This is a genomic window from Microbacterium sp. NPDC078428 (genome assembly GCF_044542535.1).
In the GTDB taxonomy this organism is placed as follows: domain Bacteria; phylum Actinomycetota; class Actinomycetes; order Actinomycetales; family Microbacteriaceae; genus Microbacterium; species Microbacterium limosum.
On record NZ_JBITUP010000002.1, the window covers coordinates 107,827 to 132,310 of the forward strand.

Here is a 24,484-nt window from a genome sequence, read left to right on the forward strand (position 1 = left end):
GATGTCAGCCGCTGATCTCTTCTTCGGTCCAGTAGCCGGAGTCCACGAGGATCTCCTGGATGTTGTCCTGGACGACGATCGCCGACTCCAGCAGGTACGACGGCACGACCTTCACGCCGTTGTCGTAGTCCTCGGTGTTGTTGACCTCGGGCTCTTCGCCGTTCAGCAGCGCGATCGCCATGTCGGAGGCGACCTCGGCCAGCAGACGGGTGTCCTTGAAGATGGTCGCGTACTGCTCACCCGACACGATGGCCTTCACCGAGTCGAGCTCGGCGTCCTGGCCGGAGATGATCGGCCAGTCCTCGCCCACGGTGTAGCCGGCATCGGTGAGGGCCGAGATGATGCCGCGCGAGAGGCCGTCGTAGGGCGAGAGGACGCCGTCCACGGTCGATCCGTCGGAGTACGTCGAGGTGAGGAGGTTCTCCATGCGCTCCTGAGCGACCTCGCCGTCCCAGCGCAGGATGGCCGCCTGCTCGAAATCGGTCTGACCCGACTTCACCACGAGGGTCCCCTCGTCGATGTAGGGCTGCAGTGTGTCGATGGCGCCTTCCCAGAAGAACGTGGCGTTGTTGTCGTCGGGCGAGCCGGCGAACAGCTCCACGTTGAACGGCCCGGCGGGAGCATCCGGAAGCGGCTCTCCCTCGAGGTCGGTCAGGCCGAGGCCGTTGAGCACCGACGTGGCCTGCTGCACGCCGACGATGTAGTTGTCGAACGATGCGTAGTAGTCCACGTTCTCGGAGTCGCGGATGAGGCGGTCGTAGGCGATGACGGGGATGTCGGCGTCCGCGGCATCCTGCAGCACCTGCGAGAGCGTCGTGCCGTCGATCGAGGCGACGATGAGCGCGCGGGCTCCCCGGGTGATCATGTTCTCGATCTGCGAGACCTGAGTCGGGATGTCGTCCTCGGCGTACTGCAGGTCGACCTCGAACCCCGCCTCCTCGAGCTGGGACTTGACGGCGTCGCCGTCCTGGATCCAGCGCTCGGAGCTGCGGGTCGGCATCGCGACGCCGATCAGGCCGTCGCCCTCGCCGCCGCTGTCGCCGGTCGATCCGGAGCAGGCGGTGAGAAACAGCGCGCCGGTGGCCACGGCCGCCAGCAGTGTCTTCTTCGCTTTCACTGTGGTTCCTCTCAAAGGACTTCGTTGTCTTGGTGTCGATGTTCAGTTGTGGATCCACCCGCGTCCCGCGCGGGAAGTCTTCTGCCGCGTCAGGAATCGCGGGTCTCGTCGCGGCGGTCGTCGGTGGCTTGGCCGTAGACGTTCTGGTACCGGTTGTAGAGCGCGTCGATCTTCTCCTGCGGGATCGGGATCAACGGGCCCGCCTGCGCCGCGATATGCACCGTCCGCGCCGCGTCCTCGCACATCACCGCGGCCTTGACCGCATCCTTCGCCGACACCCCAATCGTGAACGGGCCGTGGTTCTGCATCAACACCGCACGCGACCGGTGACCCGTCAGCGTCTCCACGATCCCCCGCCCGATCGAGTCATCCCCGATCACCGCGAACGGACCCACCGGAATCGGACCCCCGAACTCATCCGCCATCCCCGTGATCACACACGGAATCTCCTCACCCCGCGCCGCCCACGCCACCGCATACGTCGAATGCGTGTGCACCACACCCCCGACATCCGGCATGTTCCGATACACATACGCGTGCGCCGCCGTGTCACTCGACGGTGACCGGTCGCTGCCCGGCGTCCCCGGAATTACGGTGCCGTCGAGGTCACACAGGATCATGTTCTCGGGAGCGAGATCGTCATAGGACACACCACTGGGCTTGATCACGAACAGATCAGCACCCGGCACACGACCTGACACATTCCCACCCGTCCACACCACCAGGCCATACCGCACCAACTCCCCATGCAACCGGGCGACCTCGGCGCGGGTACGCGCGATGGCGACCTCGACCTTCGGCCCGTAGCTGCTCACGGTTCACTCCTTCGTGGGCCCCGTACGGGACCGTGCGTGCGGTGCGGCGGCGCCCCCGAGTCCGTCAGATCGAACCCATGTGACCGTTCACATCGGGTGCAATGCTAGCCAGATCGGCTCCGAAGTTGTCAAGACGCGGATGTCTCGGCTTGGTAACGGCGATCAGAAGACGGGTGGCGCCGTGGAGGCGCGCACGATCAGCTCGGGTGCGAGCGTGTGGCGCGACTGCGCCGCCTCCGCTCCGCCGAGCAGCAGATCCACGCAGCGCCGTCCCAGCTCGGGGAAGTCCTGGCGCACGGTGGTCAGCGGCGGCCAGTAGTGCCCCGCCTCGGGGATGTCGTCGAACCCGACGATGCTGACATCCCGGGGCACCTCGAGACCCTCGTCGCGGACGGCGTGCATGAGCCCCAGCGCCATCTGGTCGTTCGAGGCGAAGATGGCCGTGAAGTCGCGGACCCGCAAGAGCTCGCGGCCCGCGAAATAGCCGAACTCCGCGGTCCAGTCGCCCAGGATCGGAGCGGTCGTGGGCACGTCGCGCGCGCCCATCTCCTCGAGGAATCCCCGCATGCGCGCCTCGGCCTCGATCCAGTCCTGCGGGCCCGCGAGGTGATAGATCCAGCGATGGCCGAGGTCGAGCAGGTGGCGCGTCGCCAGCCGCGCACCGGCGATCTGGTCGACCGAGAGGGCGTGCTCCTCGTCGAGACCGGTCGACTGGAGCGTCACGTAGGGAACCTCGATGTCGAGCGCGCCGAGCACCCGGAACACCCGCACCTGCGGGGCGATCACGACGAGCCCCTCGATCGACTGCGCCATCAGATGCGCCAGCCCGGCCTCGATCGACCCGGGGTCCGAGGCGTCGATGTTCGCCGTCGAGACCCAGTAGCCGCGCTCACGGGCCGCGGCCTCGATCGCGGCGATGCTCGATGCCGGCCCGTACTGCGTGCTCGATGCGGAGAGGATGCCGATCGTCTGCGATCGGCTCGTGACGAGCGCGCGCGCGGCGCGGTTCGGGCGGTACTGCAACTCCTGCATGACGCCGTTGACCCGGTCGCGCGTCTCCGGCGCGACGCTCGGATGCTCGTTGAGCACCCGCGACACGGTCTGGTGGGACACGCCCGCCAGGCGCGCCACATCGCGGATGCTGGGTGGCCGCGGTCTCGCGGTGTCGCTCATGGGGCGGCACTCCCTCGTGGTGGCCCGTGCGCACGGTCACATGGGTCGTCTCCCCCATTATGGGCGTGAGCGGCGCTCATGTGACGGTTCGCTGGTGTCACACCGCTCGACCGGGCGTAGGGTGTGCGCATGTCCGACCTGTTCCGCGAGCTGCCGCTGAGCTCGCGCACGCCCCGCGACGAATCGGGGGTGACGGGCGACTGGCGTGGCCAGCTCGCCGATGTCGTGGGCGAAGCCGCCCGCCTGATCGCACGGGTCGAAGACGACTCCCGCAGCCCGCGCACCCGCGCATTCCTCGTCGAATCGGGGCTCGACCGGGAGCGCTCCGAGGACGATCTCACCGGACTCGCCGACGCCGTGCGCTCCGGTCGCCGCCGGCGCATCCGCGATCTCTCCCGCGCCGTGACCGCGACGCTCGTCCTCGCCCGCGACACGGGCGGCGCCGTCTCCCTCGCCCCCCTGACGCTCGGCGCGGTCGCCCTCTACCGCACGACGGCGGCCCCCCTTCCCATCCGGGCCGTCGTCGCGGGACGCACCCTGCGCTCGAGTGACCACGGCTGGGAGTTCGGGCACGGCCCCCTGCTGGAGGACACCTCCGAGCGGATCGTCGCGTTTCTGTGCGGGGTGAGCGAGGACGCTCCCGGCGGAGGCTCCCGGCCGCGTTAGGCTCGGCAGATGACCGGACTGCGCTGGGGCATCCTCGCCACGGGCGGAATCGCCCACGCCTTCACCCACGATCTCCGCACGGCGGGCCTCGACCCCGTCGCCGTGGGATCGCGCACCGCCGCATCGGCGCAGGCGTTCGCCGACGAGTTCTCGATCCCACGGGCCCACGGCGGCTACGACGCTCTGCTCGCCGACCCCGACGTCGACATCGTCTACATCGCGACGCCCCACCCCATGCACGCCGAGAACGCCCTGGCGGCGATCCGTGCGGGAAAGCACGTGCTGGTGGAGAAGCCGTTCGCCCTCAACGCGGCCGAGGCGGCGGCGATCCGCGACGCCGCGGCCGCTCGGGGCGTGCTCGCCATGGAGGCCATGTGGACGCGCTATCTGCCGCACATGGAGCGCGTCCGGGAGATCGTCGGCAGCGGCGCCCTGGGCGAGATCCGCGCCCTGACGGCGGACCACACGCAGAAGATCTCGGCGGACCCCGCGCACCGCCTCAACGCGCTCGATCTCGGCGGCGGCGCGCTCCTCGACCTCGGCGTCTACCCCGTCTCGTTCGCCTGGGACATCCTCGGCGCTCCCGAGAGCGTCGTGGCCTCGGCCCGGCTCGGCGAGACGGGCGCCGACACCGAGGTCGCGACGATCTTCACCCACTCCGGCGGCGCGATCTCCACGAGCGTCACGTCGTCGCGCGCGGCGGGCCCCAACACGGCCGCCATCGTCGGCACCGAGGCGCGGATCGAGATCGACCGCGTCTGGTACACCCCCACCTCCTTCCGCATGATCGCCCCCGACGGCACGGTGCGCGAGACGTACGTCTCCGACGTCGCCGGGCGCGGCATGCAGTACCAGGCGATCGCGGCCGAGCGCCTGGTCGCCGAGGGCAACCTCGCAGGCGACGCGCTGCCGATCGACGAGACGGTGGCGATCATGGGCACGCTCGATGACATCCGCCGGCGCATCGGCGTCGTCTACCCCCAGGAGCGCTGACATGGCCGACGCCCCGAACGGCCGCGTCGCGGTCTACCTCGACTTCGACAACATCGTGATGTCGTGGTACGACCGCGTGCACGGTCGCAATGCCTACTCGCGAGACCGGCAGAAGATCGCGGAGTCTCCCGCCGACGCCGAGATCGCCGAGAAGCTCGCCCGCGCCACCGTGGATGTCGGGGCCATCATCGACTACGCGGCATCCTTCGGCACCCTCGTGCTCACCCGCGCCTACGCCGACTGGTCATCGCCCGTCAACGCCGAGTACCGCTCGCAGCTGGTGGCTCGAGCGGTGGATCTCGTGCAGTTGTTTCCGGCTGCGGCATACGCCAAGAACGGTGCCGACATCCGTCTCGCGGTCGATGCCGTGGAAGACATGTTCCGCCTGCCCGACCTGACGCACGTCGTTATCGTCGCTGGCGACTCGGACTACGTGCCGCTCGCGCAACGGTGCAAGCGCCTGGGCCGACACGTCGTCGGGGTCGGCGTCGCGGGGTCGACGGCCAAGTCGCTGGCGGCCGCGTGCGACGAGTTCGATGCCTACGATGCGCTCCCCGGTGTCGTCCGCCCCCAGCAGGATGACGCCGCCTCGACGGGGTCGGCGCCCAGCCGAGCCCGCAGCCGCCGCCGTTCGAGCGACCCGACTGCCGAGCTGCTGGAGCGTGCGCTGCGGTTGGGGCACGACAAGGACGATTCGCAGTGGCAGCATGCCTCGGCGGTGAAGAGCCTCCTGCGCAGGATGGACCCGGCGTTCAGCGAGAAGAGCCTCGGCCACAAGTCGTTCTCCGACTTCGTCAAGGCCTATCCCAAGGTCGCGGAGGTCGACGAGTCGACCAACATCGTGCGCATCCGCCTCGCGCCCGACAAGGCCTAGAGCCCGCCCTCACCCCGTTCGCGCACCCGGTGCGACGTGAGCGAGAACCTCGGACCAGACATCGGCGAGGGTTCCCACGGCGCTCGCGCGGCGCACCCCCTCGCTGTGCTCGACGATCCATGCGGCATCCGCGGACGCCTGCTCGCCTTCCCCCGCGACGACGAGCAGGTTCGCCTCGAGGCGCGTGAGCAGGTCGGCGACGTCGGTGCGCGCGAGGGGCGCGTCGGGAACGGGCACGTCGACGAAGGCGATGCGGTCGATCGCGGGACCCATCATGACCGCCGCCTCCGCGGCGCGCCAGCCGACGGCGCCCAGCGCGATCATGCCGGCGGGGCGATCAGGCGACACGCCCTGCTCGCGCATGAGCTCGGCGACGGCCGCGGACTGCTCCTCGTCGGGCGTCTGCCCGCCGAAGGCCTCGTGATCACTCAGCGACACGGCGGGCATGCCCATCGACACCAGTCGCACCCCGTACGAGGAGCTGAGACTCGTGTCGGGGTCGCCGATCGTGATCGATCCCTCCCGCAGCAGCACGACCGTGCGGTCGGCACCGACGGCACCCGAACTGCGGTAGGTGATCTGCGACGGGTGCGGGCGCTCCATCCCGCCATCGTGGCACGCGGGGGCGGCGGCGGGGCCGCACCGCGCGGCACGGGCCCGTCAGCGGGAGCGAGGGCCCGTGGCCCACAGGGCCCAGGCCACGAGCGCCGGCTGCAAGAACAGGCGGATCAAGCGCACGCGATCGGTGCGCAGGAGGGGCGCCGCACGCCCCGTGCGCCACTGGTGCACGTTGCCCGGGAAGACGGCGACGAAGAACGCCGCGACGGCCGCGCCGATCGCGTGTCGCTCGCGGGGAAGGGCCACCAGCGCCGCCCCGAGCCCGATCTCCACGACCCCGGATGCCACGACGATCGCGTCCTCGTCGAGCCGCGTCACCCGGGTCGCCCAGCCCGGCACGACGATGCGGTACCCGCGCCTGCCCCACGTCAGGTGGGATGCGCCCGCGGCCAGGAGCACGGCCGCCAGCGTCCACCTCGCCGCGCTTCGCAGGATCGCGACCGCGTCGCGCCGCCGGCGCGCGGGGCTCACCCCTCGCGCCACTCGTCGCCGGTGAGGTGCGAACCCGCCTGCGGCCCCATCTGCAGCATCCCGCCGTCCACGACCCACGATGCACCCGTGACGTACGATGCGGCGGGCGAGGCGAGGAAGGCCACGACGTCCGCGATCTCGCGCGGCGCACCGGGGCGCGCGAGCGGGATGCCGGGGCGGTGCACCCGCTCGGCATCCCCGGCGTCCATGTCGTTGATGGGCGTCGCGATCTCGCCCGGCGCGACGGCGTTGGCCGTGATCCCGTGCACGCCGAGCTCCTGCGCCATCACCTTCAGCAGGCCGCCGATACCGTGCTTGGAGGCGACGTAGGCGGCCGAGCCCACACGCGGCTGGTGCTCGTGCACGCTCGAGATGGCGATGAGGCGACCGCCGGCGCCCGAGGCCACCATGCGCCGCGCGGCCACCTGCAGACCCACGAACGCGCCGTCGAGGTTGAGCGCGACGATGCGGCGCCAGTCCTCGAGGGTCACGTCGAGGAAGGGACCGCCCGTGCCGCCGCCGGCGTTGTTGACGAAGACGTCGAGCCCGCCGAGCCCGTCGGCCAGCTCGTCGATCACCCCGGGCACGGCCTCGAGGTCCATCGCGTCGAAACGGGTGACGACGGCACGGCGGCCGAGGCGGCGCACCCCCTCGGCCGTGGCCTGGGCGCCCTCCTCATCGGTGTGCCACGTGACGCCGACGTCCATCCCCGCGGCAGCGAGGGCGAGCGCGGTCGCGGCGCCGATCCCGGAATCGGATGCCGTCACGATCGCGCGGGAGGGTGTGAAGTCGATGATCTCGGTCATACCCCGACGCTATGGCGCGCCGGCGCCGGATCCGAGGGGCTTGACACCCTCGCGGCGCGCTCCGAGACGGGAACGCGCCGCGAGAGGCGACGGATCAGGCCGCGGCCGGCACCGCCGCACCGATCGGGTCGACGGCGAGCGCGGGGCCCGCGGCATCCACCCGCACGGCGGCGCCGTCGGCCAGACGCCCCGAGACGAAGAGGTCGGCAATGCGGTCGTCGAGTTCGCGCTGCACCAGCCGGCGCAGCGGCCGCGCCCCGTACTCGGGCTCGTAGCCGCGGTCGGCCAGCCAGTCGATCGCGGCGTCGGTCACCTCCAGCGTCACCTCGCGCGAGGCCAGGCGCGCGCGCGTCGCGTCGAGCGCAAGCGAGACGATGCTCCGCAGCTGCGGCTTCTCGAGCTTGCGGAACAGCACGATCTCGTCGATGCGGTTGAGCAGCTCGGGACGCATGGCCTCCCGCACCTTGCCCATGACGCGGGCACGCAGCTCCTCGTCGGAGCCGAAGCCCGTCGCCCCGCCGCCGTCGGCGACGAAGCCGAGCGCACCCGAGCGCGAGGCGAGGAACTCCGACCCGAGGTTGGAGGTCATCACGATCACGGTGTTGCGGAAGTCGACCGTGCGACCCTGCCCGTCCGTGAGGCGCCCGTCGTCGAGCACCTGCAGAAGCAGGGTGAACACGTCGGGGTGGGCCTTCTCGATCTCGTCGAAGAGCACGACCGCGTAGGGGTTGCGCCGCACCCGCTCGGTGAGCTGGCCCGCCTCGTCGTACCCGACGTATCCGGGAGGGGCACCGACGAGCCGCGAGACGGTGTGCCGCTCGCCGAACTCGCTCATGTCGAAGCGGATGACGGAGTCCTCGTCGTCGAACACGCTGCCCGCGAGCGCCTTCGCGAGCTCGGTCTTTCCCACTCCCGTCGGGCCGAGGAAGAGGAACGAGCCGATCGGGCGACGCGGGTCGCTCATGCCGGTGCGGCTGCGGCGCACGGCCTTGGCGACCGCCGCGACGGCGTCGTCCTGGCCGATCACGCGCGCGTGGAGCTCCTGCTCCAGCGTCGCGAGCCGGCCGCGCTCGGTCTCCGTGAGCCGACTGACCGGGATGCCGGTGGCGCGACTGATCACGGCGGCGATCTCCGCCTCGTCCACGACCGTGTCGCGTCCCCCCGCGGCGAGGGCCGCGTCGATGCTCGCCTGCACCTCGCTCATCGCGTCGCGGATACGGGATGCATCCTCGTAGTGCTCGGCCGCGACGGCCGCGTTCTTGTCGGCCTCGAGCTGCCTCAGGCGCTCCTGCAGGGCACTCACGTCGACGGTGACGCCCAGCTGCAGCCGCAGCCGCGCGCCCGCCTGGTCGATGAGGTCGATCGCCTTGTCGGGAAGCACGCGGTCGCCGACGTAGCGGTCGCTCAGCTCGACGGCCGCGCGCAGCGCCTGGTCGGTGTACGACACCGCGTGGTGCTCCTCGTACGCGGAGCGCAGCCCGCGCAGGATCTCGACGGCGTCCTCGAGCGAGGGCTCGCCCACCCGCACGGGCTGGAAGCGGCGCTCGAGCGCCGGATCCTTCTCGATCGTGCGGTACTCCTTGAGGGTGGTCGCACCGATGAGGTGCAGCTCGCCGCGGGCGAGGCGCGGCTTGAGGATGTTCCCGGCATCCATCGCCCCCTCGCCGCCCGCTCCCGCGCCGACGACGGTGTGCACCTCGTCGATGAAGACGATCAGCTCGCCCGTGTGGGCGGCGATCTCGTCCATCGTGCCCGTCAGTCGCTCCTCGAAGTCGCCGCGGTAGCGGGCGCCGGAGAGCATGGCGGGCAGGTCCAGGGCGACCACACGCTTTCCGCGCAGCTGCTCGGGCACAGCGTCCTCGACGATCGCGCGGGCAAGGCCCTCCACGATCGCCGTCTTGCCGACGCCGGCCTCGCCGATCAGCACGGGGTTGTTCTTCGTGCGGCGGGAGAGGATCTCGATCGTCTGCTCGATCTCATCGGCGCGGCCGATCACAGGGTCGATGAGGCCCTCGCTCGCGCGGGCGGTGAGGTCCAGCCCGTACTTGTCGAGCAGGGGGGTGGCGGATGCCGCGGCCTGCGTGTCGTCGCCGGCCGGCGCGCCGACGGTCTCGCGCGCGCCCTGCGTCAGGGCTTCGGCGGTGACTCCCGCGTCGGCGAGCACCTGGCCGGCCGGGGAGTCCTCGGCCAGCACGAGGGCGAAGAAGAGGTGCTCTGGGTCGACGTAGGTCGATCCCGAGGAGCGGGCGACCTGGAAGGCGTGGAACAGCGCGCGCTGCACCGACGTCGTGACGACGGCGCCGTCGACGGGTGCCGGGGCGGATGCCGCGGGCAGGCGCTGCTCGGCGGAGCGGGCGATCGCCTCGGGGTCGGCGCCGAGGCGGGCGACGGCGTCGCTGGCGGGTTGCTGCGTCACGACGATCCGCAGCACGTGCAGGGCGTCGAGCTCGCGCTGACCGCGGCCGAGCGCGAAGCGGCCGGCCTCCTGCAGCATGAGCTGCGTACGCGCGCTGAGGAAGCGGCTGAGGTCGATCGACCCGGCGGCGCGGGCGCGCTCGCCGGCGAGGTAGCGGGCGAGGAACTCGTCGAACGTGTTCCCGCCCTCGAAGGGATCCGGGTTTCCGGGAGTGACGTCGTCGGACACGAGGTCTCCTGATCTTGACTTGAGTGAAGTTGTGTCAACTTTAAAAGTTGAGCACGTCAGTATCAAGTCAACGCGACGGCTCTCGGACTATTCCCGGGCGTCCACACCCAGGTCCGGGTCGTCCCACAGCTCCACGGTCTGCGCCACCCAGAAAACGGCGAAGAACACGAGCACCACGACCTCCCCGACGAGGACGACGGGCACCCCCGTTGCACCGAGATCCGCACCCGCGAGCGTCGCGACGATGGCCGCGAGCAGCGCCAGCACCGTGATCGCGATGCCGACGGCGACGACCGAGTACAGCGCACGGACGCCTCCGCGCGCGCGGGCGCCCGCGGGGGCGAAGGCGGCCAGCGCCGCGACGGCCGCGATGAGGCCGAAGAATGCCACCGCCGCGGCCAGGTGCGCGCCCCGCACGAAGCCCTCGGCATCCAGCAGCGCCCAGAGGGCCACCGCCACGACGAGCACGCCTGCTCCAGAGGCGGCGAGCACGAATCCGCGCGAGCACGTGCCCTGCACGAGCGCGAGGACGACGGCGGTCACGACGCCCGCGGACCCGACGACGACGAGCGCCGCCACCCCCACGGCGATCCCGGGGAGGAAGGCGGCGGGCACGCACGGCGCGGTGTCGAGGCAGGAGGAGGCGAACCCCGGCACGTCTCCCACCGCGAGGGGGGTGGGCACGATGGCGATGAGCGGCGCGAGGATGGCCGCGTAATCCAGCAGTGCCTGCTCGACGCTGCGCCCCGACAGCGCGAGCAGGGCGAGCGAGACGGCGAAGACCGCGCCCACGAACACGTCCCGCGCGGGCGTGTAGAAGGCGGCGCTGAGCGAGGCGGGCGGCCCCTGCGCGACCGACACCGCGGCGAACGCGACCCCCAGGAGCACGACGGCTCCCACGAGGCTCAGGCGCACGTAGCGGTACGTCCGCTGGGTCGACGTCGTCCGGAGCCTCATCCGGACCGCTCCCCGGTCAGTCCCGCCCGCCCGGCGGGCCGACGATGAGCAGCACGACGAAGATCAGCGCGACCGCGGCGGCCAGCAGCAGGCCGAGCACCCAGGGCCGGCGCAGGAACCAGCGCATCAGGCGGTCGTGCCACGCGGAATCCCGCGGGTCCGCGCCCGCCTCCCGGCGCCAGTCGCCCCGCAGGCGGCCCGTCCGATGCAGCCAGATCTCGGTCGGGATCGTGGCGTACGGGATGACGGCGCTCGCGATCGCGACGACGGTGGGCACGGCGCCCCAGCGCTGGTTCGCCGCGACGAGCACGGCGGTGGCGCCGTACGCCAGGAAGACAAATCCGTGGATGCCGCCGCCGATCGTCACCGCGAGGGGGAGGTCGGCCGTCGCACGGAGCACGAGGCCGCCGATCAGCAGGGTCCACGAGACCGCCTCCGCGATCGCCAGCGTGCGGAACAGCGACAGGGGGGTGTGGAACACGGCTCTCCTCGGGGGCTCTCCCCCCAGCCTACGGACACCTCGCGTCGTACCCTGGTGACGATGCGCGAGTTCCTCCACGGCGCGGCCCTGCTCGGCCGCGGGTTCTCCTTCTGGCGGCGACGCCCCGGGGCGATGGCGCTCGGGCTGCTCCCCGCGGCGATCGTCGGGGCGCTGCTGCTGACGGGCCTCATCGCCCTCGCCGTGAACCTTCCCGCCCTGGCAGCGTCCGTGACCCCGTTCGCGGAGGGATGGCCCGGGCTGTGGGCGGGCGTCATCCGCATCGCCGCGGGCACCGCGATGCTGGGCGGCGCGCTCGTGATCGTCGCGGTGTCGTTCACGGCCGCGACCCTCGTCGTGGGCGAGCCGTTCTACGAACGCATCTGGCGCGCGGTGGAACGGGAGGCGGGCGACCCGCCGCAGGACTCGACCTACGGGTTCTGGCGCGGCGTCGGCGACGCGGTCGCCCTCGTCGCGCGCGGCGTGGGTGTCGCGCTGCTCGCGGGGCTCACGGGGCTCGTCCCGGTCGTCGGCGGCGCTCTCGGGGCGATCGTGGGCGTGACGCTGACGGGGTGGCTGCTCGCCGACGAGCTGAGCTCGCGGGCGCTGTCGGCCCGCGGCATCCCGGGGCCGCAGCGGCGGCGCCTGCTGCGCGCGCACCGAGCGCGGGCCCTGGGCTTCGGCGTCGCGACCCAGCTGTGCTTTCTCGTTCCGCTCGGCGCCGTGGCGAGCATGCCCGCAGCCGTCGCGGGTTCGACGCTGCTCGCACGGTCGCTGCTCGCCGAGAACAGCACCGCCGCGGCCGGGCACCGACCGGTCGATCCGCGGGTCGAGCGCGACGGACCCGGACGCTCTGCCAGGATCGGATCATGAGTACGGTCGCACCCGGGTCCCGTTCCGATTCCGCGCTGCTGGCGGCGGGCATCGCCCTCGTCGTCCTGCCGCTCGCCGCGATCGCGATCAAGATCGCCTGGCCGGGCTGGATGCTGTTCTTCGTCCTCTTCGCGTCGCCCCTCCTCGCGATCGGATACGTCGTGCAGGTGGTCGTGGCGGCCATGGGATTCTTCGGTGGGCGCGCCCTGTTCCGGGCGGGCACGGCACGCCGTCGCGCGCTCATCGCGGCGTGGCTGACATCGGGCGGCGTTCTCGCGACCGGGCTCTTCTTCGTCGACGGCGGCGATTCGTCCTGGGGATCCTCCTTCATGTACCTGGTCGGAGCCGCCTCCGACCCGGTTCTCGGCATGCTCTCGGGGGTCATCAGCATCGCCGCGGCGATCGCGTGGCTCGGCGTCTGGGGATGGCTCGTGGTCGAGTGGATCGGCGCGCTCATCCGGCGGCGGCGAAGCGCCGAGCCGCACCCGTCGCCCCCGCGGTGAGTCTCGACCTCGACACCCTGAGCCCATTCCCGGACTCCGGGGATGCCGCCCCTCGGGCCCACGACGCCGCCGATCGGCTGCTCCTGGACGAGTCCGCGGCGGAGCGCGGCGGCCTCCGCCGGGGCGAGGTCGTAGTGATCGGCGACACGTACGGCGCCCTCGCGCTCTCCGTCGCGGCGGAGGCGGCGGAGACGGGCGTCACGGGCGGCATCGTCCGTGTGCATCAGGACTCTCTGCTCGGAGAGCACGCCCTCGCCCGGAACGCGGCGGCGACGGGCCACGCGGCATCCGTCGCCTCCCTCGCTCTCGATGCCGAGCTCGTGCGCGGCGCCCGTGTCGTGCTGCTGCGCCTGCCGCGATCGCTCGAGGCGCTCCGCGACGTCGCGGGCCTGATCGCGGCACACGCGGCGCCCGAGGTCGTCGTGTTCGCGGGCGGCCGGATCAAGCACATGAGCCTCGGCATGAACGACGTGCTGCGCGAGCGCTTCGGCCGCGTCGACGTGACGCACGCGCGCCAGAAGTCGCGGGTGCTGATCGCACGGGAGCCGCACGACGGCCGCGATCCCGGTCCCGCCCGGGCCGAGCACGTCGGCGTCGTCGTGTGCGCGTTCGGGGGCGTGTTCGCGGGGACGTCGATCGACATCGGCACGAGGCTGCTGCTCGACCACCTGCCGGAGGCGATCCCGGGCGCCGCGGACGATGCGGCGATCGACCTGGCGTGCGGCACGGGGATCGTCGGCGCGACGCTGGCCCTGCGGCATCCGGGACTGCGCGTCTACGCGTCGGACGAGTCATCGGCCGCCGTCGCCTCGGCGCGCGCGACCGCGGCCGCGAACGGCGTCGACGACCGGATGTCGGTCGCCCGCGACGACGCGCTCTCGGCTCTGCCCGACGCGAGCGTGTCGTTCGTCGCCCTGAATCCGCCGTTTCATCGCGGATCGGCCATCGACGAGACGATCGCGCGGCACCTGTTCGCCGATGCGGCGCGCGTGCTGCGCCCCGGGGGCGAACTGTGGACCGTCTGGAACTCGGCCCTGCAGTACCGCGCATCGCTCGAGCGCCTCGTCGGCCCCACGCGTCAGATCGCCCGCACCCCGAAGTTCACGCTCACGGCCTCCACCCGCCGCTGAGTGCCCCGCCCCGCGCCCGCTTCAGCCGCCGAAACACCACATCCGCGCCGAACCACCGTCCGACGAACGGTGTTTCGACGCGAAAGTGGTGTTTCGGCGCGGGACGCTACGCGCTCAGAAGTCCCAGTCGTCGTCTTCCGTGGCCTCGGCCTTGCCGATGACGTACGACGAGCCCGACCCCGAGAAGAAGTCGTGGTTCTCCACACGCCCCTGTCGGCCAGCCGCTCGCCGCATGATCACGCGGGTTATCGCGGTCTTTCAGGGTGCCTCATGGGTGCATGTGGTGGGCAAAGTGTGGGCAAGATGTGGGCACGTCACGCCGCCCGACGCCGCGCGCGAGCGGCACGCCGCAGCACCCGGTGTGCGGTGATCGGATCGGCCGCCTGACCCTCCACCGATGCAGCCGCCCGATGCAGCAGCTGGTAGAAGCGGGCCGGCCGGATGCCGAGCCCGTCGAGGATCGCGGTCTCCTTCGCGCCGGAGTGGACCGGCCACCTCGCCTCGAGCTCGAGCAGCGCACCGGGCGTCACGCCCACGACGCCCAGCCCGCCGAGTACCGCTCACGCAGTTGCACGATCGTCGCGACGTCGGCAGCATTCACGCCGAGCGCCGCGGCCACCTGGTGCCCGGAGTGTAAGCGCACACGCCTGCGGGTGTGATGCTGCTCCTCGGCGTGGTCCTGGCCGAGGACGAAAGCGCGCGCGAAAGGATCCTGATCGGTCATGTGGATAACCCTCGCTGAGGGCACCGACACGCGCGTACCTTCAGCGGCATGAACGACACGGGTGCGCAGCCGTGGTGCCCGTCGTGCGGCACAGTGATGGTCGACGACGGGCCAGCGGTCGCGTGCCGCCCGTGCGGGGTCATCTACATCACCGGGTAGGTGATGCGCGCGTCACACCAGCGCGAGGATCGCAGCCCGCGCACGAGGGCAGGAGCTACGCCGCGGATGGAGTAGCCATCCACACGCTGGCACCAAGGAGTACGTCGCGCATTGCAGCCTTATCCGTCTTGCTTGGAGTTCTGCTCTTCCCGAACAGCGAATGGTGCGCCGGCCCGAGCACCGGCTCGTCGTCGTGAGGGGTGGCCTTCAGCAGGGCACCGGTAGACGTGAGCAGATGGACTGGTACATACAGAGCGCCGTTGGGGGGCACGTTGTACTCCCGCTCAATCGTCGACCCCAGCGACCGGACAATCAGCTCCTGATGTATGGACAGATCGGGATTGAAGACGAAGGCCTTGTGCGGAATCAGGACAGTCTCACCGGTGTCGACATTGCGCGTCACGCATGATGGCAACAACCGCCGCGCGTAAGACAGGCTCGGGTCAGCGTCCGGGAGGCTGTCGATGTCGATCCGCTCGGTCATGCCGAACGCGGAAAACTGGGATTGGACGCACCCAATCTCTCGTTGGCCCAATCGCGCAGAGCTACGTTGACCGCCTCCATCGGCACGGCGCCGAATCCCTCTCGAGAGAAGGTGGTCTCGCCTTCGTTCTTGATGCGGACGAAATAGGAGCTGTCGGGGTCGAGTTCGATCTCGATCTCCCGCTTTGCGCCCTTCCAGTAGAAAACGACGCCACCGACCTCGTTGTCCGTGATAGCTGGCATCGGCGCGCCCGGCGCATTCAGTGCAGCCGCGACCCCGTACGCCTGTTGCGAGGCAACCACCCCGACAGCGTTTCCTTCGTCCCGCGCTTCCCCCAGCGCAGCCCTGACCATGCCCGAAATGATGCCCCATCGTTCCGCCGGGGGCAATAGCCAAAGAGCGCTGCGGGATGTCGTCGAGCTCATCCATGACGCGACGTGTGCGGGCGGGATGACAGTTGAGTCCTGTCGAGCGGCGACCGCAGGAACCGGAGTGCCCGCAAGCGTTAGGATGACCGCTCCCGCCGCCGATGCGACGGTGAACTGCATCAGCCCTGCCCCTCCAAACGCGCGAGGTGTCCGCTGATCACGTCCCTGAACTCTCTCAGCCGGTCAGTCGTGATGAAGAATCGTCCGGCTGGGATCACGGGTAGCGGCTGACTCTGTAGCTGAGCGATCTGCGAGGGCGAGAGCTCGCCGGGAATCGCGGGAGGAGAGACGAACCCGAAGCTCAAGATATGCGCGTCCGGAACAGGGTGGCCCGAGACAGGTGCATCCGCGGTAATCAGGATCTGATTCACCGGGGACGGCGGCGAAGCCATGTCGCCCACCCACTGAAGCTGGACAGCGAACTCGTTTGATTCCACACGGTCAGTATTGCAGATCGAGGAATCTGCTCGGCGAGGACTGAATCACTTGGCGATGTACGCCGGGTAGCCGGGGAACGGCGCGGGCCCGTGATCGGAGAGGAACGCCCGGTGCGCGCGCTCGCACGCGACCCGCAGCGACACCGCCCACCCGATCAGCTCACCGCGGTACTCGACCCGATAGCGGGGCCCGTCGGGCGTGCGGCGCAGCTCGATCGTCGCGTAGTCGCGCGCGAGGCCGTCGACCAGCGTCCACACGGCGGGGGTGCGTTCTTCGGCGACGAGGATCGGATGCCACACGGGAGCATCATGGTCCTCGCCGCCGACGTTCACGCGGCGATGGTCGCGGCGATGGAGGAGAGGTGCGCGGCGACGCGGTAGGAGGCGTGGCGGTCGAGGTTGTGCCGGTTGCGGTCGTAGCGGGGGATCATGCGCCCGTCGGCCCACCGTCCGAACTCTTGCACGTCGCGGTGGTCGGCGCCGGCGTCGAGCGCGGCGGTGACTGCGGCGTGCCGGAGTTGGTGGGGGCCGATGGTCCCGAGCCCGGCCTGATGGCCGAGGGTCCGCACCCATCGGAAGACGTCGTGGCGGCTGAGGCGGTTGCCGGTGCGGGTGGTGAGCAGGGGCCCTTGTCGGCGGTCGCCGGCGGCGGCGTCGAGGGCTTGGAAGATCAGCGGCGGGAGCGGGACGGTGGCGGGCTTGCTGCCCTTCCCGACCAGGCGGAGCACGCGGTGGCCGCGGTCGTACCCGGCGAAGTCCTCGATGCTCACACCGGCGGCTTCGGATGCGCGGAGGCCGAGCATTCCGAGGAGCAGCACCAGGGCGACGTGGGTGCGGGATCTCCGAGACGCGGTGAGCACGAGGTGCTCGAGGTCGTGGGAGCTGAGTCCGGTGAGCCGGTTGTCGTCGTAGCGGACCTTCGGGCGGCGGACCATGAGCATCGGGTCGCGGTCGACCCACCCGTCGACGACCGCGACCTTGTAGAACGCGGAGAGCATCGCGAGGTACCCGCCCACGGTGGAGCGTTTCAGGCCCTCGTGCTCTTGCAGCCAGTGGGAGTACGTCTCGACGTCGGCGCGGGTCGCGGTGAACGGGTCGAGCTGCTCGAGCTCGCACCAGGCGAGGTAGCGGCGGATCGCGGCGTCGTACGTCTTCCGCGAGGGCCCCGTGTAGCGGGCTAGGAAGGTGACCACGGCGGGGTGGCGTGTGGCGGTGCGCGAGCGCGCGGAGATAGTCTGATCCATCGTCGGACTCCTGGTCTCATCAGGGTTCGTCAGCCCCCGTCTCTGCTCCAACAGCGGCGGGGGCGCTTCTGTTGAGCGACATCCTAGGCCCGTCCTTCTGACGGCGAGGGGCATTCGCACGAATCTCCAATGTTGCACGCACACTTGTCTGAAATGCGTGCTACCGTCTCGCTTGCACGCAATTTCCCCTCGGATTGGACGGCGAGCTGTGATCGAGACAGACATCATGGGCAGAGCGATAGGCGGCAAGGCCCGCGCGGAAAAGATGACGGCCGCGGAGAGGTCCGCCAGCGCGAAGAAGGCAGCTGAAGCGCGGTGGAGCACGGAGCCGGTGCGCGAGGTTTTGGCCGGCTCGCCGGACAGCCCCCTTAGGATCGGCGACACTGAAATTGAGTGCTACGTACTCGACGATGACACCCGCGTCATCACGCAGGCGAGCATGCTGACCGCCATCGGCCGTTCGAAGCGCGTCCCTGGCGCGGAAGGGTCGGACGGGTCTCTGCCGCCGATCCTCCGAGCGAAGTCCATCCGCCCGTTCATCCCGGACGCAGTGATTGACCAGGCTCAGCCCATCTCCTTTCGCCTTCCCAATGGTGTTCGCGCGAACGGCTACCGCGCCGACCTACTGCCGACGATCTGCGAGATCTACCTCGCCGCTCGCCAGGAAGGTGCGCTCCCTCCCAACCAGCGGCACATCGCCGTGCAGGCTGAGATTCTCGTCCGCGCGCTCGCTCACGTCGGCATCATCGCGCTCGTCGACGAGGCGACCGGCTATCAGGACATCCGGACGAAGGACGCGCTGAGCAAGATCCTCGAGGCGTTCGTCGCTCGCGAGCTGCAACCGTGGGTAAAGACCTTCGGCCCCGATTACTACCGCGAGCTCTGCAGGCTACGTGGCGTCCCCTACAACCCGATGTCGGTGCAGCGACCGCAGTACTTCGGCAATCTCACGAACGACATCATCTACGACCGACTCGCCCCAGGTGTGAAGGATGAGCTGAAGGCCGCCCAGAAGAAGGCGGAGAAGTCCGGGAAGATGTTCCAGCACCTCACCTCGACGACAGGGTACCCAAAGCTACGTGAGCACCTCGGCAGCGTCGTCACGCTAATGAAGATCTCCACCGATTGGAGCGACTTCAAGGCGAAGCTGGACACCATCCATCCGTCCTACAAGGGGAACGTGCCCTTGTGGATGAGCGATACCGACTTCGGGCTCTGACGCTCGAGGCGACAACGACGAAAGCCCCTCGGGCCCGCCGGTGAAGGCGAGCCCGAGGGGCTTGTTGATGTGGATCTATCGGTGCGCTATTAGCTCTCGCGTTCTGCCGCTACAGCTTCCCGCTTCCACCGCGAGATCGTGTTCGTCGACACGTCGAGCGAGTCGGCCATCTCCCGCACCGACGCACCATTCCGAGCGGCCTGGAGGACCGATTCCCGCAACTCCCGCTCGGCGGTGTCGCGGGCGTCGATCGCGGCCACGATACGGGCGCGGTCGGTGTCGGAGAGGAAGCCACGATGCTGCGGAGTCACAGCCCCGAGAGTATCGGCTGGTTGCGGTTCGGCCTGCCTGAGATAGGGGCAGCTGCAGAGCCCGCACGCGCCCGTGAAGCGGACGTGTGTGGGCCTCCCGTGATTGCAGACGCAGTCCGCGTACGGATCGCGCTCGGTCACAGATCGATCCACTGCAGTTCTTCGCGACGGCACTGGCCCTTGTTGAGCTGGCGGGAAGCGCGTTCCGCGCCGCGCATGGTCGGGAAGGGGGCCGCTGTCATCGTGTCGGGGTCGTTGACGTAGTACCGACCGCTGATCTGGCAGACGTTGTATCGGGCGACTCCACCTGTTGCGGTCATGCGCTACAGCCTACAAGGCGTAGCGCACAACCGCAACATTGTGAGCGGTATAGGTGCGGTCAGACGGTCCAGGGTGTGACTTTCAATCAGCGCGCATAAGCGCCGGTCAACTCGGCACCACGCTGAGGTTGTCCACGCGCACGTTCGCGATCCGAAGTACCTGCGCGGACGGGTTGACCGTCGCCCAGAGGATGCGAACGTATAGGCCCGTCGTCCCTGCTGGGATCGTGGCGTAAGCGTCGACTTCACCGTCTGGCATGTCGCGTACCTGATCCACCACGCCCTGTGTTGAGGTCGGTGAGACGCACACAAGTCCGATGCTGTATCCATACGTTGACCCGTTGACGCCCGCAGCGCGCAGGCGAGTGCGAATGCGGAGCCTGTCGCCGGGTGCCCACCCCGTCCCGATGCCCGTCTGAATCCAGCCGGACGCCGCTGTGTTCGCTGGCACGTTGATCCGCTGCCAGAAGCCCGTCGCCTCCTCGCCCGCCGCGACCGCCTCCCGCGCGAACGTGACGCCCGTGGTCGTGCCGCCCGTACCCCAGCCGTCTGAGATTCCGTTGCTGTCAGCGTCGGTGAGGAAGCGGGACACACCATCAGCGAGTAGCGCCGTCTCCCATAGCGGAGCCGACAGGTCGAGTCGCGAGGCCGAAAGATCGGCAAGACCCGCGTTGTATCGGGCGATGTAGTCGTGCCCGATCTTGTTCGGGTGAGTCGTGTCCGCGTCGTCTGATTGATAGGTGCCGGGCTTGCGCGCACCACCGTCTGCGGGGTTCGCGGACAGCGGCGTGAACATGTCGAGGATCTTGAATCCTCGGGTGCGGGCGGTTTCCTCGACGTGCGCGTTCCAATCGAGCACGTTCGCCGCGATCTGGACTGACCCTGAGCGCGGCGGCACCTTGACGAGCACGGGCTGAGCGCCGAGCGCGAGAACCCGCGAGATGATCTCATCCAGACTATCTTTTGTGAGCTGCGGGTCTGCTGCGTAGGTGGCCCCGCCTGCGGCGGCGAGGTCATTCGACCCGCCCCCACAGATCACGAACCCCGGAGGTGCCGTGAGGGCCTCTAGTCCGGGGAGGTGCGTGTCGATGATGTTCTGCAACGTGAACCCGCCGGTAGCGAATACCGCCTTTGACGGTTCGGGGCGCATCCGGCCGCGCGAATACATGACGAGTCTCCAGAACCACCCCGGCTGTTGAAAGTTGACCGGCTGGTTGTATGAGGTGATCGAATCCCCGAGCGTGGCCCACGTGCCCGCGCCGACCGTACGCGAGGCATCCACGGCCGCCGCAATAGCGCCAGTTAGTTCGCTTGACGCGGCCAGCGCCTCACGCCCCTCCGACGTGTTCGGAACCGCACCGACACCGGCGGCGGTGACTGTCACCGCGCCCGTCCCACCGTTCACCGACGTCACCGCAGGGCCCGCGACGGAACCCACAGGCCCCACCACGCCATCCGTCGGGAGCATGTCCAGGTCCACGCTCGTCACGTCCGACGTCGCCTGCAGAACCCGCACCGGAGCGCCCGGGATCGACTGACCGTTGGCTGCACTGTCGCGAGACGTGATCCGGTACCACCAGTCCGTGATCGCGTTGCCCTTCGTGTCGACGAACCCGGCCTGGTCCGTGTGGGGCAGCAGGATCGACCCGAACTCGCCCGCCGCGGCCGTGACCGTCAGGGGACGCGGGATCACCCGATCCCCCGTCGCTTCCCACACGAGCTCGTGCGAGGGGACGACGGTGATCGTGGTCGCGAGGGAGTTGCCTTCGAAGTCGAAGGTCTTCCCGAACTCGAGCTCGAACGTGGACACGCCGGCAGGTAGTGCCATGGCAGGCTCCTCAGATCAGGGAGGGTCAGATGTTGGTCGGCTGGGAATACGCGACCGGCTGCTTCGCGGAACCGAGGAGGAACCGCTCGACGATCGGCCACCGCTGCCCGAGCTTGCGGACGGCCCAGTAGTATGCGGCGACGACCGCGCCGATCGCTGCGGCCTCGAGGATGTACGAGACCGTGAAGCCGGGCGCCGAGGTCGCGAGGATCCTGTCGATCGACGCGATCCCGTTCCCGATCACAGGGATCAGGGTGATGAGCTGCGCGAGCAGCCATCCGACCGCTGCCGGCACACCGGTACGGATCGTGGCGAGGATGAGGTCCTGACGGGTCATGAGTGCTCCTTGTTCGGTGAGGTGGGTTCGGTGTCCTCGAAAGCGCTCGCCACGAAATGGCCGAGCCCGAGGCGGTTCAGGATCTCGAGCGGCAGCAACGGCAGCGGGCCGTTGCGGCCCTCCCGGTCCCAGATCCAGAGCTGCGTGAAGTGGGCGCGGACCGCGTCGTGCATCTCGTGCGACTCCCGCCTCACGCCCTTGAGCTCTTCACGGATCGGAGCGACCTGACGTTCCACTTCGTCCCTGATGTACTGCGCGAGCTGGGATGCGTCATCGAACCGTTCAGCGATCGCCGAGTCCGAGTCCCGGCGCCTCGTCGCGAGGAACACCAGCACCGCGCCGAGCCCACCACCTCCGAGCAGCCCGGTGATGACGATCGGCAGCCACTCCATCAGGTGGTCCTACGCGGCGCCCACTCGATCCCGAGGATCCAAAGACGCAGGGAGGGGAACAACATCATCACCGCCAAGATCACGGCGACCGCGAACCCTGGATGTCCGGGGCTGTTCGCAGCGGTCACGAGCATCGTGATCATCAGCACCGCCAGCACCCCGAGCAGGAACATCTTCCCCGCGATCTCCACGGGCCACAGCCGAGGGAACGCGCAGCCGACCATGCAGACAGCACCTCCCGTGATGAACGCCCCGTAGAGGACGGTGGGGAACGGGGTCGGGATCGCCTGCCGGACAGCGTCGAAACCCTGCACAGCACCAGCGACCCCGAGGAGGATGATCGCGACGTTGAACAGCGGGAACACGACCCGCTTCAGGGGGGTCGCATACTTCGCTTCGAGCGGTGGGATCGCGTCCGGATGCCAGATCGATCGGCGCCACAGCCAGCGCATCACTGCACGACCAGGGTGATGCTCTTGATCTCTTCCCGTGCACCCTGCGCGCCACCGGCCTGCGCGCCCCTCGCGGCCGCCTCAGCAATCTCGGCGAGCTGTGCCTCCGTCAGCACGGCGGGCCGGTTCCCGAGACCCTCGACGATCTGGGAGACCGTGGCCGGGTCGAGCTGCATGAGCTGTTCCATCTCCCGCTCAGCATCCGACGGCTCCCCGCCTGCCAGCATCGGCAGGAACTGCTTCGTCATGTAGTCGAACTCGGCCTGCTGCATCGCGCGGATCGGGCGCGGCTGGGACAGCTTCTGCGCGTCCGCGAGGACCACATAGGCGCCCATGTCCTGCCCGGTCGCCCACCACTTCCCGGACGGGCCGACCCACAGCCACCCACCGGCGCCGGCCTCGTCGACGAGCGCGTAGAGCTTGATCGGGCGGAGACACGCGAGCTCCCACATCGCCTCCTCGTGCCGAGCCCGCGCCAAACGGCGGTCTTCGTCGGTCATGTCGTCCTCCTCGAACGGTGCCTCCCACGTCCCCGCGGGCGTCTGGATCATGGTCAGGATGAATTCGGACGGAGAGATCGCTGTCGCGTTCGTCTTCCACGAACCGCGGTGCACCTGCAGGTGTAGGTGCCGGCCGAATGTGACACCGGTGGAACCTTCACGTCCTATCGGTGTGCCGCCGTCGACCTCGTCACCCTCGGAGACGAGGGTCGCGGCGAGGTGCCAGGAGCGGGAGAAGATCCCGCCGCCGTGGTCGATCACTACCTCGATACCGGCCGCACCCCATCCAGCTACCCGGCCAGCTACGACGACCGTGCCGGGCCCGATCGCACGGACCGTGCCGAGCCCCGTGAAGTCATCACCGTTGTGCTGCCCACCCGTGACCTGCACGCCGTTCTTGTAGTACGGCTTGCGGGGACCGAACACATCGGAGCGTGCTGGCATCGTGCTCGCCGAACCGTTAGGCCAACACCACATCATGCGCCCGCGTACGCGACGACCATGCGGGAGAAGTTCGCAGGGATCAGCTGACTGCCCACGTTCGACGCCACCTGGATGCGAACGTAGTCACCCGCGTTCAGATACAGCTCGTCCGAGATCGACACGAACACCGCGGAGGGTTGTCCCGCGACCGACATCAGCGACCCCTCGATGACCGTCGAGTTCACGACGATGCGGAGGTTCGCGGACCCGGTCGTGTTCACCCGGGTCTGCGCCGCGACACGGTAGTAGCCGGAGACAGGAGCGACCGCCCGCTCGGGCAGCCCCGAATCATGCATCCCGCCGACGTCGTACGTCTCGCTGTCGAACTCGACATTCAGGTACGTGTCCGGCGTCGGTGACGTGCTCGTGTCGACCGTCTTGATCAGACGCACTCGGGGTGACTTGCCGCTCATCAGCACCCACACGCCACCCACGCGCTGGAACAGCCAGTTGTCGTCCAACCGAACCGCGAACGACCCGTCGCGAGGCGTCCACGCCTGCAGCTCCGTGTTGTTCCGCACCGGCACGATGCCGCCCTCCGCGGACGTGTACGGGTGCGTCTGCGAAATCACCGTCGTCGACGTGGCGACGTCGCTCGACGTGACCACAGCAGTCGCGAGCTCCAACGCGCCAGCGGGGATCGACGGCTTGGTCGGCGTGAGCGACGAAACGCCCTGGGTGACACCGAACTCCGGGGTGTACTCCCCGGAATCCGTGTACATGTCGAACCGGGACCGCACCCAGATCACGTCGATACGCGAGTTCGAAGCGGGCGCCGCGGTCGTCGCGACCGTGCTCGGCCCGTCATTCGCGACATGCTCCACGCCCACGCCGGTGCGGGAGGTGACCGCATGGAACTCCGCGATCGAATACTCCATCGCCCCCGTGCCCGTGACAATCGGATCCGTGTGCGCAGGCAACACACCAACCCGCGGCGCCCCGGACTCGAACTTCGCGACCATCCCCGTCTGGATCAGCCGCCAGTCATCGATCGACAGGCCAGTCGCGTCCTCGGTGGGCATTGAACCGGTGAGAGTCATGTGTCCTC

General features: G+C 69.6%; 31 protein-coding genes. 7 read left to right on the plus strand and 24 right to left on the minus strand.

Features of this window, described 5'->3' with window-relative positions; all coding sequences use genetic code 11:
* Positions 1–4: 4 nt before the first annotated feature.
* From chvE to ACIGCK_RS04600, 3 genes are all read right to left on the minus strand, one after another.
* The gene (chvE, locus tag ACIGCK_RS04590; RefSeq protein WP_330170131.1) at positions 5–1,117 is read right to left on the minus strand and encodes a multiple monosaccharide ABC transporter substrate-binding protein; all 1,113 of its coding nucleotides are present in this window, start codon (positions 1,115–1,117) and stop codon (positions 5–7) included.
* Positions 1,118–1,206: 89 nt separating this feature from the next.
* Positions 1,207–1,932, minus strand: coding sequence for an L-ribulose-5-phosphate 4-epimerase (locus tag ACIGCK_RS04595; RefSeq protein ID WP_396664178.1), 726 nt, complete (start codon positions 1,930–1,932; stop codon positions 1,207–1,209).
* Positions 1,933–2,094: 162 nt separating this feature from the next.
* Positions 2,095–3,105 carry a LacI family DNA-binding transcriptional regulator gene (locus ACIGCK_RS04600; RefSeq protein WP_396664180.1) on the minus strand — a complete coding sequence of 337 codons (1,011 nt, stop codon included), beginning with the start codon at positions 3,103–3,105 and terminating at the stop codon, positions 2,095–2,097.
* Positions 3,106–3,234: 129 nt separating this feature from the next.
* On the opposite strand from ACIGCK_RS04600, the gene ACIGCK_RS04605 reads away from it, so the two are divergent.
* From ACIGCK_RS04605 to ACIGCK_RS04615, 3 genes are read left to right on the plus strand one after another with little or no spacing between them, the layout of a single operon-like run.
* Complete coding sequence (locus ACIGCK_RS04605; RefSeq protein ID WP_396664182.1) at positions 3,235–3,771, plus strand: hypothetical protein; 537 nt, start codon at positions 3,235–3,237, stop codon at positions 3,769–3,771.
* A 9-nt stretch (positions 3,772–3,780) separates the two neighbouring features.
* Complete coding sequence (locus ACIGCK_RS04610; RefSeq protein ID WP_396664183.1) at positions 3,781–4,764, plus strand: Gfo/Idh/MocA family protein; 984 nt, start codon at positions 3,781–3,783, stop codon at positions 4,762–4,764.
* Position 4,765: 1 nt separating this feature from the next.
* Positions 4,766–5,638 carry an NYN domain-containing protein gene (locus ACIGCK_RS04615; protein ID WP_396664185.1) on the plus strand — a complete coding sequence of 291 codons (873 nt, stop codon included), beginning with the start codon at positions 4,766–4,768 and terminating at the stop codon, positions 5,636–5,638.
* Positions 5,639–5,647: 9 nt separating this feature from the next.
* Here ACIGCK_RS04615 and ACIGCK_RS04620 read toward each other — a convergent pair whose 3' ends face one another.
* The 6 genes from ACIGCK_RS04620 to ACIGCK_RS04645 form a co-directional block, all read right to left on the minus strand.
* Positions 5,648–6,241 carry a hypothetical protein gene (locus tag ACIGCK_RS04620; RefSeq protein WP_396664187.1) on the minus strand — a complete coding sequence of 198 codons (594 nt, stop codon included), beginning with the start codon at positions 6,239–6,241 and terminating at the stop codon, positions 5,648–5,650.
* A 57-nt stretch (positions 6,242–6,298) separates the two neighbouring features.
* Complete coding sequence (locus tag ACIGCK_RS04625) at positions 6,299–6,727, minus strand: hypothetical protein (RefSeq protein WP_396664188.1); 429 nt, start codon at positions 6,725–6,727, stop codon at positions 6,299–6,301.
* Positions 6,724–7,533, minus strand: coding sequence for an SDR family oxidoreductase (locus ACIGCK_RS04630; RefSeq protein WP_396664190.1), 810 nt, complete (start codon positions 7,531–7,533; stop codon positions 6,724–6,726). Before ACIGCK_RS04630 ends, ACIGCK_RS04625 begins: the two co-directional genes overlap by 4 nt.
* Positions 7,534–7,627: 94 nt before the next feature.
* On the minus strand, positions 7,628–10,177 hold the full coding sequence (locus tag ACIGCK_RS04635) for an ATP-dependent Clp protease ATP-binding subunit (RefSeq protein WP_396664191.1): 2,550 nt from the start codon (positions 10,175–10,177) through the stop codon (positions 7,628–7,630).
* An 87-nt stretch (positions 10,178–10,264) separates the two neighbouring features.
* Positions 10,265–11,134 carry a hypothetical protein gene (locus ACIGCK_RS04640; protein WP_396664193.1) on the minus strand — a complete coding sequence of 290 codons (870 nt, stop codon included), beginning with the start codon at positions 11,132–11,134 and terminating at the stop codon, positions 10,265–10,267.
* A 16-nt stretch (positions 11,135–11,150) separates the two neighbouring features.
* Positions 11,151–11,615 (minus strand): DUF3817 domain-containing protein, encoded by a 465-nt coding sequence (locus ACIGCK_RS04645; RefSeq protein WP_396664194.1) that lies wholly within the window; start codon positions 11,613–11,615, stop codon positions 11,151–11,153.
* A 60-nt stretch (positions 11,616–11,675) separates the two neighbouring features.
* Between ACIGCK_RS04645 and ACIGCK_RS04650 the strand changes: the two genes are divergently transcribed.
* From ACIGCK_RS04650 to ACIGCK_RS04660, 3 genes are read left to right on the plus strand one after another with little or no spacing between them, the layout of a single operon-like run.
* Positions 11,676–12,485, plus strand: a complete 810-nt coding sequence (locus ACIGCK_RS04650) for an EI24 domain-containing protein (RefSeq protein ID WP_396664196.1) — start codon at positions 11,676–11,678, stop codon at positions 12,483–12,485.
* Positions 12,482–12,988: a hypothetical protein gene (locus tag ACIGCK_RS04655; protein ID WP_396664198.1), complete on the plus strand. Its 507-nt coding sequence runs from the start codon at positions 12,482–12,484 to the stop codon at positions 12,986–12,988. The genes ACIGCK_RS04650 and ACIGCK_RS04655 overlap by 4 nt, the downstream gene beginning before the upstream one ends.
* Positions 12,985–14,118, plus strand: coding sequence for a class I SAM-dependent methyltransferase (locus ACIGCK_RS04660; protein WP_396664200.1), 1,134 nt, complete (start codon positions 12,985–12,987; stop codon positions 14,116–14,118). Before ACIGCK_RS04655 ends, ACIGCK_RS04660 begins: the two co-directional genes overlap by 4 nt.
* A gap of 314 nt (positions 14,119–14,432) precedes the next feature.
* Here ACIGCK_RS04660 and ACIGCK_RS04665 read toward each other — a convergent pair whose 3' ends face one another.
* From ACIGCK_RS04665 to ACIGCK_RS04695, 7 genes are all read right to left on the minus strand, one after another.
* Positions 14,433–14,654: a DUF3263 domain-containing protein gene (locus tag ACIGCK_RS04665; RefSeq protein ID WP_396664202.1), complete on the minus strand. Its 222-nt coding sequence runs from the start codon at positions 14,652–14,654 to the stop codon at positions 14,433–14,435.
* Positions 14,645–14,842, minus strand: coding sequence for a hypothetical protein (locus ACIGCK_RS04670; RefSeq protein ID WP_396664204.1), 198 nt, complete (start codon positions 14,840–14,842; stop codon positions 14,645–14,647). Before ACIGCK_RS04670 ends, ACIGCK_RS04665 begins: the two co-directional genes overlap by 10 nt.
* A gap of 214 nt (positions 14,843–15,056) precedes the next feature.
* Complete coding sequence (locus tag ACIGCK_RS04675; protein ID WP_396664206.1) at positions 15,057–15,485, minus strand: hypothetical protein; 429 nt, start codon at positions 15,483–15,485, stop codon at positions 15,057–15,059.
* Positions 15,482–16,033, minus strand: a complete 552-nt coding sequence (locus ACIGCK_RS04680) for a hypothetical protein (protein WP_396664207.1) — start codon at positions 16,031–16,033, stop codon at positions 15,482–15,484. Before ACIGCK_RS04680 ends, ACIGCK_RS04675 begins: the two co-directional genes overlap by 4 nt.
* A complete protein-coding gene (locus ACIGCK_RS04685) occupies positions 16,033–16,350 on the minus strand; it encodes a hypothetical protein (protein ID WP_396664208.1) in 318 nt (105 codons plus the stop codon). The genes ACIGCK_RS04680 and ACIGCK_RS04685 overlap by 1 nt, the downstream gene beginning before the upstream one ends.
* 45 nt (positions 16,351–16,395) lie before the next feature.
* Positions 16,396–16,650, minus strand: coding sequence for a hypothetical protein (locus ACIGCK_RS04690; RefSeq protein WP_396664210.1), 255 nt, complete (start codon positions 16,648–16,650; stop codon positions 16,396–16,398).
* A gap of 29 nt (positions 16,651–16,679) precedes the next feature.
* Positions 16,680–17,594, minus strand: coding sequence for a tyrosine-type recombinase/integrase (locus ACIGCK_RS04695; RefSeq protein ID WP_396664212.1), 915 nt, complete (start codon positions 17,592–17,594; stop codon positions 16,680–16,682).
* A gap of 208 nt (positions 17,595–17,802) precedes the next feature.
* Here ACIGCK_RS04695 and ACIGCK_RS04700 point away from each other — a divergent pair, with 208 nt between their 5' ends.
* Positions 17,803–18,813, plus strand: coding sequence for a P63C domain-containing protein (locus ACIGCK_RS04700; protein WP_396664214.1), 1,011 nt, complete (start codon positions 17,803–17,805; stop codon positions 18,811–18,813).
* A gap of 89 nt (positions 18,814–18,902) precedes the next feature.
* Here ACIGCK_RS04700 and ACIGCK_RS04705 read toward each other — a convergent pair whose 3' ends face one another.
* The 8 genes from ACIGCK_RS04705 to ACIGCK_RS04740 form a co-directional block, all read right to left on the minus strand.
* The gene (locus ACIGCK_RS04705) at positions 18,903–19,124 is read right to left on the minus strand and encodes a helix-turn-helix domain-containing protein (RefSeq protein WP_396664216.1); all 222 of its coding nucleotides are present in this window, start codon (positions 19,122–19,124) and stop codon (positions 18,903–18,905) included.
* A 137-nt stretch (positions 19,125–19,261) separates the two neighbouring features.
* A complete protein-coding gene (locus tag ACIGCK_RS04710; protein WP_396664218.1) occupies positions 19,262–19,444 on the minus strand; it encodes a hypothetical protein in 183 nt (60 codons plus the stop codon).
* 106 nt (positions 19,445–19,550) lie between these two features.
* Entirely contained in the window at positions 19,551–21,272 is a 1,722-nt protein-coding gene (locus ACIGCK_RS04715) for an SGNH/GDSL hydrolase family protein (RefSeq protein ID WP_396664219.1), read from the minus strand.
* Between the two features lie 25 nt (positions 21,273–21,297).
* Complete coding sequence (locus ACIGCK_RS04720) at positions 21,298–21,609, minus strand: hypothetical protein (RefSeq protein ID WP_396664221.1); 312 nt, start codon at positions 21,607–21,609, stop codon at positions 21,298–21,300.
* Positions 21,606–22,001: a hypothetical protein gene (locus ACIGCK_RS04725; RefSeq protein ID WP_396664223.1), complete on the minus strand. Its 396-nt coding sequence runs from the start codon at positions 21,999–22,001 to the stop codon at positions 21,606–21,608. The genes ACIGCK_RS04720 and ACIGCK_RS04725 overlap by 4 nt, the downstream gene beginning before the upstream one ends.
* On the minus strand, positions 22,001–22,456 hold the full coding sequence (locus ACIGCK_RS04730; protein ID WP_396664224.1) for a hypothetical protein: 456 nt from the start codon (positions 22,454–22,456) through the stop codon (positions 22,001–22,003). Before ACIGCK_RS04730 ends, ACIGCK_RS04725 begins: the two co-directional genes overlap by 1 nt.
* Complete coding sequence (locus ACIGCK_RS04735) at positions 22,453–23,397, minus strand: M23 family metallopeptidase (RefSeq protein WP_396664226.1); 945 nt, start codon at positions 23,395–23,397, stop codon at positions 22,453–22,455. The genes ACIGCK_RS04730 and ACIGCK_RS04735 overlap by 4 nt, the downstream gene beginning before the upstream one ends.
* Positions 23,398–23,429: 32 nt before the next feature.
* Positions 23,430–24,476, minus strand: coding sequence for a hypothetical protein (locus tag ACIGCK_RS04740; RefSeq protein ID WP_396664228.1), 1,047 nt, complete (start codon positions 24,474–24,476; stop codon positions 23,430–23,432).
* Positions 24,477–24,484: the final 8 nt, after the last annotated feature.

Bases quoted from the DNA above. Each gene is read 5' to 3' on its own strand.
- ACIGCK_RS04600 (WP_396664180.1), bottom strand. From the start codon at position 3,105: ATGAGCGACACCGCGAGACCGCGGCCACCCAGCATCCGCGATGTGGCG.
- ACIGCK_RS04605 (WP_396664182.1), top strand. From the start codon at position 3,235: ATGTCCGACCTGTTCCGCGAGCTGCCGCTGAGCTCGCGCACGCCCCGC.
- ACIGCK_RS04610 (WP_396664183.1), top strand. From the start codon at position 3,781: ATGACCGGACTGCGCTGGGGCATCCTCGCCACGGGCGGAATCGCCCAC.
- ACIGCK_RS04615 (WP_396664185.1), top strand. From the start codon at position 4,766: ATGGCCGACGCCCCGAACGGCCGCGTCGCGGTCTACCTCGACTTCGAC.
- ACIGCK_RS04620 (WP_396664187.1), bottom strand. From the start codon at position 6,241: ATGGAGCGCCCGCACCCGTCGCAGATCACCTACCGCAGTTCGGGTGCC.
- ACIGCK_RS04630 (WP_396664190.1), bottom strand. From the start codon at position 7,533: ATGACCGAGATCATCGACTTCACACCCTCCCGCGCGATCGTGACGGCA.
- ACIGCK_RS04640 (WP_396664193.1), bottom strand. From the start codon at position 11,134: ATGAGGCTCCGGACGACGTCGACCCAGCGGACGTACCGCTACGTGCGC.
- ACIGCK_RS04650 (WP_396664196.1), top strand. From the start codon at position 11,676: ATGCGCGAGTTCCTCCACGGCGCGGCCCTGCTCGGCCGCGGGTTCTCC.
- ACIGCK_RS04655 (WP_396664198.1), top strand. From the start codon at position 12,482: ATGAGTACGGTCGCACCCGGGTCCCGTTCCGATTCCGCGCTGCTGGCG.
- ACIGCK_RS04670 (WP_396664204.1), bottom strand. From the start codon at position 14,842: ATGACCGATCAGGATCCTTTCGCGCGCGCTTTCGTCCTCGGCCAGGAC.
- ACIGCK_RS04675 (WP_396664206.1), bottom strand. From the start codon at position 15,485: ATGACCGAGCGGATCGACATCGACAGCCTCCCGGACGCTGACCCGAGC.
- ACIGCK_RS04680 (WP_396664207.1), bottom strand. From the start codon at position 16,033: ATGCAGTTCACCGTCGCATCGGCGGCGGGAGCGGTCATCCTAACGCTT.
- ACIGCK_RS04695 (WP_396664212.1), bottom strand. From the start codon at position 17,594: ATGGATCAGACTATCTCCGCGCGCTCGCGCACCGCCACACGCCACCCC.
- ACIGCK_RS04710 (WP_396664218.1), bottom strand. From the start codon at position 19,444: ATGACCGCAACAGGTGGAGTCGCCCGATACAACGTCTGCCAGATCAGC.
- ACIGCK_RS04715 (WP_396664219.1), bottom strand. From the start codon at position 21,272: ATGGCACTACCTGCCGGCGTGTCCACGTTCGAGCTCGAGTTCGGGAAG.
- ACIGCK_RS04720 (WP_396664221.1), bottom strand. From the start codon at position 21,609: ATGACCCGTCAGGACCTCATCCTCGCCACGATCCGTACCGGTGTGCCG.
- ACIGCK_RS04725 (WP_396664223.1), bottom strand. From the start codon at position 22,001: ATGGAGTGGCTGCCGATCGTCATCACCGGGCTGCTCGGAGGTGGTGGG.
- ACIGCK_RS04735 (WP_396664226.1), bottom strand. From the start codon at position 23,397: ATGCCAGCACGCTCCGATGTGTTCGGTCCCCGCAAGCCGTACTACAAG.
- ACIGCK_RS04740 (WP_396664228.1), bottom strand. From the start codon at position 24,476: ATGACTCTCACCGGTTCAATGCCCACCGAGGACGCGACTGGCCTGTCG.